At 54.1% G+C, this 7,856-nt stretch carries 5 protein-coding genes and 1 pseudogene; all 6 read right to left on the bottom strand.

The window, feature by feature from the left end:
- Positions 1-54: 54 nt before the first annotated feature.
- A pseudogene (locus tag NR121_RS03060) lies at positions 55-702 on the bottom strand (IS1595-like element ISPana1 family transposase); the annotation flags it as partial.
- 148 nt (positions 703-850) lie between these two features.
- The gene (locus tag NR121_RS03055; RefSeq protein WP_256830441.1) at positions 851-3,478 is read right to left on the bottom strand and encodes a LysM peptidoglycan-binding domain-containing protein; all 2,628 of its coding nucleotides are present in this window, start codon (positions 3,476-3,478) and stop codon (positions 851-853) included.
- A 204-nt stretch (positions 3,479-3,682) separates the two neighbouring features.
- Positions 3,683-4,561 carry a branched-chain-amino-acid transaminase gene (gene ilvE, locus NR121_RS03050; RefSeq protein ID WP_054819710.1) on the bottom strand — a complete coding sequence of 293 codons (879 nt, stop codon included), beginning with the start codon at positions 4,559-4,561 and terminating at the stop codon, positions 3,683-3,685.
- 6 nt (positions 4,562-4,567) lie between these two features.
- Positions 4,568-5,452, bottom strand: coding sequence for a prephenate dehydratase (gene pheA, locus NR121_RS03045; RefSeq protein WP_256830440.1), 885 nt, complete (start codon positions 5,450-5,452; stop codon positions 4,568-4,570).
- Complete coding sequence (gene thrB, locus NR121_RS03040; RefSeq protein WP_137670535.1) at positions 5,449-6,429, bottom strand: homoserine kinase; 981 nt, start codon at positions 6,427-6,429, stop codon at positions 5,449-5,451. The genes pheA and thrB overlap by 4 nt, the downstream gene beginning before the upstream one ends.
- A gap of 124 nt (positions 6,430-6,553) precedes the next feature.
- The gene (locus NR121_RS03035; RefSeq protein WP_256830439.1) at positions 6,554-7,840 is read right to left on the bottom strand and encodes a homoserine dehydrogenase; all 1,287 of its coding nucleotides are present in this window, start codon (positions 7,838-7,840) and stop codon (positions 6,554-6,556) included.
- Between the last annotated feature and the right edge of the window lie 16 nt (positions 7,841-7,856).

Here is a 7,856-nt window from a genome sequence, read left to right as displayed (position 1 = left end):
ATTTTCTCGGCATTTTTACGCTGCAATTCTCGGCACTTTTATTTTGCGATAAACAGTTTTCACAACCCGACCCATACAAGCAACTTTGGAGACAGTTGCTTTTGTACGGTCTCTGGCAACAAGAACACAAACCTGTTCGTGGCTAATCCCTCTATGCTTGGATTTACCGACACGTTTGCGAGGTTTACGGTCAGTAATGCCACGTTGCCCCTTTTGAGAGTACAGGAAATAGGTCTCGTCAATTTCAACGATACCTTCAAAATGGTCAAAATCCATTTGTTTCAAGGCGTTTAACAGTTTGTGTCTCCAATAAAAAAGTGTAACCCAAGTAACTCCTACGACTTCAGCCGATTTTCGCAGGGAATATCCTTTGAACATACAATCAACAAATGTAATCCATTCGTTGCCTTTTCGGGTACGGTACAAGACGGTATTGGTTGTGTCAGTGAAGGTTTTGCCACAACATTTACAGCGATACCGTTGTCGACCATTATATTTTCCGAACCGAACAACGTGTTCTGATGAACAATGAGGACATTCAAATCCTTCCTTGAAGCGAGTTTCTCTTATTTCATTGATTAAACGACCACCAGCAGAGGAAGAAGGCTCGACATAGCATTTAACCCATTGATAGACTTGCTCTTTTTGGGTGTGTGGTAATTTGTCGATATATTTTAACAAGTTTCTAAACGCTTTGCTCACCTATAACCCCCCCGAATACTTGTTCCTATGTTAAGATTTGGGCAGGTATCAAATATCAACATGTACCTTTAACAGAGCCTTTGTTTTACAAAAATGAAAAAGGGGTACCCCCGTCACCTCGGTGACTTATGGGACACCCCCTTGCATTTTAATTATTTATCCAAGGAGACGCCTTTCTCACTGTTTCCGTTTTCCGTGTTCTTCGGTTATGGCGTTTGATCAGACTGCTGATCGAAACGCGCGGCGATTTCCGTTTCGCAGAGGCTTTGGACTGCCTGGGAACCGGCTGAGGTCCCGTTTGAGAAACCTCCGCCTTCTCCTCCCGGGATTTTTCCTTATCCCCTTTGGATTGGTCATGGTAACCGTAAGCCTCCTGCCCGCCCCAGTCCTGCCCGCCCCAGGGATAGGGTACATTAAGGGGAGATCCCGGACCGGCCGTGTCCGCGTACGGCGAAATTCCCGGATAAGCGTTGACTGCCGCTAACGGCTCGAATGAAGAATAACCACCGGTTCCGTAAGGCGCTATCGGCACGCCATAAGGATGAATCGGATACGATAAGAACGGATCTCCCGCCGTAGGAATACCGGGATAGCCTGCCGCCAAAGGCAACGCGTAGGGAAGTTGAGGCTGACCCTTGCCGCATCCGCAACCTCCTCCCAAATGCGGTCCTTCCACGTAAGGAAATGAAGGAAGAGGCGCATGGGGAGTATAATACGGGATCTCCGAGCTTGAAGGCAGATTCGGCAGCGCAGGAAGCGATTCGGCCGTCGGCATTGTATGCACGGGCGGCAACGGCAGGTGCTCCGGCTGCTTCCATTCTTCTTCTTTTCCTTTGCTTTTGGACGATTCCGTATCGTGAGCCATGACTTCCGTCGCCGGCACATGATATTGCTGAAACAAATCGGAAGAAGGCGGCAGGTTCCCCGCTCCCGAATGAATCCCCGTCTGCCAATCCGATTGCGGCACCGTGTAATGAGGCAAGACAGCCTCATGTAACCCGAACGGCTCATTACTCTCCACTGCCGTCAGTGCATGCGCCGTATTCGGCCACTGCGGAACCCCATAAGAGGGCGAGATATTGGAAAGCTCTATGGCTGGCGCTTGCTGGACGCCCAAGTAAGGGATTTGCGGAATGGCGTCAAATGGAGAAACATTCGGCTGCTCGTTTGAAGGCTCCTGCTGTATGCCTACGTTCGGCCACTGCGGGGCCGACTGGATGTACGGCACATTCGGCTGCTCCTTGGAAGGCTCCTGCTGTATACCTACGTTCGGCCACTGCGGGGCCGACTGGATGTACGGCACATTCGGCTGCTCCTTGGAAGGCTCCTGCTGTATGCCTACGTTCGGCCACTGCGGGGCCGACTGGATGTACGGCACATTCGGCTGCTCCTTGGAAGGCTCCTGCTGTATGCCTACGTTCGGCCACTGCGGGGCCGACTGGATGTACGGCACATTCGGCTGCTCCTTGGAAGGCTCCTGCTGTATGCCTACGTTCGGCCACTGCGGGGCCGACTGGATGTACGGCACATTCGGCTGCACCTTGGAAGACTCCTGCTGTATGCCTACGTTCGGCCACTGCGGGGCCGACTGGATATACGGCACATTCGGCTGCTCCTTGGAAGGCTCCTGCTGTATGCCTACGTTCGGCCACTGCGGGGCCGACTGGATGTACGGCACATTCGGCTGCTCATACGAGGACACCTGCTGTATACCCACATTCGGCCACTGCGGACTCGCCTGGATGTACGGCACATTCGGCTGCTCATACGAGGACACCTGCTGTATACCCACATTCGGCCACTGCGGAATCGCCTGGAGGTACGGCACATTCGGCTGCTCATACGAGGGCACCTGCTGTATACCTACGTTCGGCCACTGCGGGATCGACTGGATGTGCGGCACATTCGGCTGTTCCTTCGAAGGCTCCTGATGTATTCCCACGTTAGGCCACTGCGGGGCCGACTGAATGTGCGGCACATTCGGCTGCTCCTTCGAAGGCTCTTGCAATATCCCTACGTTAGGCCACTGCGGAACCGACTGGATGTACGGCACACTCGGCTGTTCTTTCGCAGGCTCCTGCTGTATTCCCACGTTCGGTATCTGCGGGATCGCCTGGATGTGCGGTACATTCGGCTGCTCTTTCGAAGGCTCCTTCTGTTTCTCCACATAAGGCCACTGCGGGGCCGACTGAATGTGCGGCACATTCGGCTGCTCCTTGGAAGGCTGCTGCTGTATCTCTACGTTAGGCTGTTCGGGAGTCTTTTCCGCCTGGAGCACATTCGGCTGCTCCTTGGAAGGCTCATGCTGAATCTCTATGCTCGGCTTTTCTGCCTCCTGCTCCGCTGCCGGCGGTTCTTCCACCGGAAGCGGAGCTTCGGGAATAATCTGAGACGTGTCCGCTTTCGGTTTGACGCCCGTACTCAGCTTCTGTGACGGGGCAGCACTCAGCTTCGGAATATAAATGGCTTCGCCTGTCATCAAAACATTAGGGTTTTTGAGCTGCGGGTTGGCGGCGATCATATCTGCCAGTGGAATACCCCACGCTTTACCCAACTTCCAGAGCGAATCCCCCTGCACGGCGATGTGTTTATACAAATAATCCGTCGGCGGCGTAATCGATTTCGGCGAAGCAGGGATTTTCACCTTCGTGCCGATGTCAAGCACGTTCGGGTCAGGGATGTGCGGATTGGCCGCAATCAGCTTGTCGAGCTCGACATGGTACTTTTGAGCGATCTCATAGAGAGAGTCGCCTTTTTTTACGATATGAATCTTCACTGCATAAACCTCCTTCAAATTTTGCGGAAGTATGATCGTTCGGGTTACGTCCGCTGTGTCTCGCCGCACGCAAACGATGCGAAACAAAATGATATTACAGTTTATGCAGCAAAGTGGGCATTTGACCATCGAATTCCAGAAAAAATCGCGGCTTTTTCCGGGATAACAAAAAGAACCCGTCTTAGACGGGTCCTCGCTTATCCATTATTCGTAAACCTTCAGGCCGTCAATCTCGACCAGCTTGCGGAATTCCTTCAGCAGGTGGGTGGTGATTGGACCGGCTTTGCCTTCGCCGATGATGCGGGCATCGACTTCGCGAACCGCGATGACCTCCGCCGCTGTACCGGTAAAGAACACCTCGTCCGCCACATAGACGTCATGCAGGGTGAACGGCTCTTCTTTGACCGTATACCCCAATTTGCCGCAAATTTCGATAATGGCGCCACGCGTAATGCCTTCAAGCGCACCGCAATAGCAAGGCGGAGTATATACAACGCCGCGCTTCACGATGAAGATATTGTCCGATGAACCTTCGGCCACATAACCTTGGGAATTGAGCATGATCGCTTCGCCTACGCCGGCCAGGTTCGCCTGGATTTTGACCAAAATGTTGTTCAGGTAGTTCAGCGATTTGATCTTCGGGTTAAGCGCATCCGGAACGTTGCGCCGTGTCGAGACGGATACCGTTTTCAGACCGTTCACATAAGCTTCTTCCGGATAAATCGACAGCTGTTCCACAATGATGATTACATTCGCTTTGGGCGAGCGTCTCGGGTCAAGTCCCAGGTCCCCGGGACCCCGGGAAACCACCAGACGAATATATCCGTCCCGCAGCCCGTTGCGGCGAATCGTTTCCGCGAGAACGGCCTGCATCTCGTCCTGCTTCAAAGGAATGTCGAGCATGATCGATTTGGCCGAGTCATACAACCGGTCCAGATGCTCCTTGCATTTAAAAATGTTCCCGTTGTAAATCCGAATCCCTTCAAAAATGCCGTCGCCATACAAAAAACCATGATCATAAACCGATACTTTCGCTTCTTCTTTGTTGACGTATTCCCCATTTAGGTAGATGACTTGTGCCACGTCTGATTACACCTCCGAAGTTTCGGACTCATAGGAGTAAGTCGGGTAACAACCCAGGATGCGCACCTGACAGCCGATCGCTTCAATTTCTTGAAGCGCTGCCGGGAGCAATACGGAGTCCATAGAAGCCTCAATGTCGATATAAAAAAAATAATTCCCCAGCTTTTTCTTGGTTGGACGCGACTCGATTTTGGACAAGTTGATCCGTCTCCAGGCAAACGCGGACAGCACCTGGTGCAGTGCGCCCGGGTAATCCTCGGGCAGCGTCACGAGGATTGTCGTTTTGCAGCCGGCCGATGTTTTCATGACCGGCTTCTCGCGGCCGATCAGTACGAACCGGGTGTAGTTGTTCTGATGATCCTGTACGCCTGCGGCAAGCGTCTGCAAACGGTACAGCTCGCCCGCGGCCTGAGGAGCCAGCGCCGCTATAGCCGGGTCATTCAGTTCCCTCACCAGTCTGGCGGCTTCGCCGTTACTGCCGACCTGCTCCAGCTCCACATGCGGCAGATGCTCACGCAAAAACTTTTGACACTGGGCCAGCGTCACACCGTGTGAATAGATTTTGCGGATCCGGCCGCAGCCCTTCTCGAATGCGTCAGGCTCATTCTCCACAGCAGGAATGGAAAGCAGATTAATGGATATCGGGTATACCCATTCCGCTTGAATCGGCAGGTCCACATCATGGACCAGCCAATCCACATGCAGGCTGACCGAGCCCTCGAAGGTATTCTCGATCGGAATGACGCTGAAATCGGTCGTTCCGTCCACGGTCGCGCGGAATACATCGGCGATCAGCTTGCAGTTCACATATTCAAACCCGTCTTTGCCGAGAAAGTAATGGGCGGATTCCTCGGTGAACGTGCCTGGACCCAGGAGGGATACTCGCTTCATGCACGGACCTCTCCTTTTATCTTTTCCAGTAATGTACACCTTTCATCTTCAGGTGTCAACGGGTGCACTTGTACACCGTGCTTGTCCGGGTTCAGCCACATGGTCGTGGCGTCGATCCCCTCCTTCTTCAGCGTGTCCACCATGAACCGCTCCAGCTCCGCTTTGCGGGAGCTTCTCCGGTCAACGAGCGCGAGGATCGTCGGACCCGCGCCGCTAAGAGCCACGCCCAAGGCGCCGCGGTCCGTCGCTTCGGCGAGAATTTGACCCAGGCCGGGCACAAGGGCCGCCCGGTAAGGCTGATGCAGCGCGTCCTTCATGGCGCATGCGATCATATCGAGCCGCCCGGTGCACAGGGCGGCGACAAGCAGCGACGAATGGCCGACGTTGAAAACGGCATTCTCGAGGCTCTGCTCACGCGGCAGTACGCCCCGCGCCTTTTCCGTCGACAGTTGGAAGTGAGGGATGGCGACCAGCACTTCCAGCTGTCCGTGCGGTTCCACGCGAATGTGCTCCGCCCGCGTGCCGTCCCAGAAGGCGACGACAAGTCCGCCGAACAGCGACGCCCCGACGTTGTCGGGGTGCTGCTCCAAGCCCGTCGCCATTTGGAACAGCTCGTCATCGGACAGCGGACTGCCGATGAGCGCGTTGGCCGCGGCGAGCGCCCCCACAATGGCCGATGCGCTGCTGCCGAGGCCGCGTGTCAACGGAATTTCGCTGTACATGCCGATGTACAGCTCCGGGTGGCTTACACCGGCCCGCTCGAACACCATCTGCGCCACCTTATAGATAAGGTTGCTCTTATCCGCCGGCACACCCTTGACCTGATCACCGAAGAACTCAATGACGGTTTGTTCGGCAAAGCCCATCTCAATCCATGCATACAAGTCCAGCGCCATGCCCAGCGTATCGAAGCCGGGGCCCAGATTCGCCGTGCTGGCCGGCACCTTAACGAGTACTTTCCTGCTGCTGTTCTCCATTTCTTAATCGCTCCTACCCTTTCGGCTTCCGAATCGCTTCCATCCGCCGCTTCAAAAGCCTTTGCTGATCATCGGCTCTCCCGCGCTATACTTTCGCAGCAGTCCAACGGATCTTAAAAAATGATTAGCCTTCAACCCGATATACGCTCTTGATCGCTTGAACGACGTCCATCGACTCGAACCGCTTCAGCACTTTAGTCATAGCGGCTTTGTTGGCGTCGTGGGTAATGACAATAATTTCAGCCAGCGAATTCGTGCGATTCGGGTGCTGCAGCACCGACTCCAGGCTGACTTCGTATTCGGCGAACACCTGGGTAATTTGCGCCAATACGCCCGCCTTATCCTCTACATGGAGCAGGATAAAGTTTTTCGAGACGATCTGTTCGTCGGTTTTGAGCTTCTTTTCTTTGTAAGGGACGAATCCGCGGCGGCCGTTGATCCCGAGATTCAAATTCCGGACAACCGCCACAAGATCGGCCACCACCGAGGTCGCCGTCGGCATTTCGCCTGCGCCCGGGCCGTAAAACATTGTTTCGCCTACCGCCTCACCGTACACGTATACGGCGTTAAATACGCCATTAACCGATGCGAGCGGATGCGAATGCTTGACCATGGTCGGCTGCACGCTGATGCTGATAGCGTCGTCCTGACGCTCGGCAATGCCGAGCAGCTTCACTTCATAACCGAGACGCTTGCCATAGGCAATATCTTCCTTGCTTACCTTCGAAATGCCTCTTACTTCTACATCGGAGAGCGCCACGTTCGCCCGGAAGCCGAGTGTGCTCAGAATGGTCATTTTCCTTGCGGCATCGAATCCTTCCACGTCGGAGGTCGGGTCAGCCTCGGCATACCCGAGCTGCTGTGCCTCCTTAAGCACATCCTCATAAGCCACGCCTTCCTGGCTCATTTTCGTCAAAATATAGTTGGTCGTACCGTTGACAATTCCCATGATCTTCGTAATCCGGTCGGACGTAAAGCCCTCGACCAGCGTACGGATAATCGGAATGCCTCCGGCTACGCTCGCTTCATAGAACACGTCGCATCGTTTTTCCGCCGCCCTCGCCAAGATCTCCGGCCCGTGCAGCGCCATCAAATCCTTATTGGCCGTAACGATATGCTTGCCATGATCAAGGGCGGTCAGAATAAGCTTCTTCGACAGCTCAATGCCGCCCATGACTTCAACAATGACGTCGATTTCCGGGTTTTCGACCACATCCCACGGATTTTCCGTCAGTATATCCGAAGACACGCTGATATTGCGGGTCTTGTTTTTATTCTGCACCAATATTTTGGCGATTTCAATCGGAGACCCTGACTGGCTGAGCAGATCGTGCTGATGGTTTTCTACAATGCGAACGACCCCGGTTCCTACGGTACCGAGACCAAGTAATCCTACTTTGATCGGTTTCATACGCTTCCTCCTTATC

It is taken from the genome of Paenibacillus sp. Pae15, assembly GCF_024519685.1.
Taxonomy (GTDB): Bacteria; Bacillota; Bacilli; order Paenibacillales; family NBRC-103111; genus Paenibacillus_G; species Paenibacillus_G naphthalenovorans.
The sequence above is the reverse complement of the archived record's forward strand: the minus strand, read 5'-3'. Positions and strand labels throughout refer to the sequence as shown.

Coding starts and splice junctions, on each gene's coding strand:
- pheA (WP_256830440.1), bottom strand. CDS start 5,452: ATGAAGCGAGTATCCCTCCTGGGTCCAGGCACGTTCACCGAGGAATCC.
- thrB (WP_137670535.1), bottom strand. CDS start 6,429: ATGGAGAACAGCAGCAGGAAAGTACTCGTTAAGGTGCCGGCCAGCACG.
- NR121_RS03035 (WP_256830439.1), bottom strand. CDS start 7,840: ATGAAACCGATCAAAGTAGGATTACTTGGTCTCGGTACCGTAGGAACC.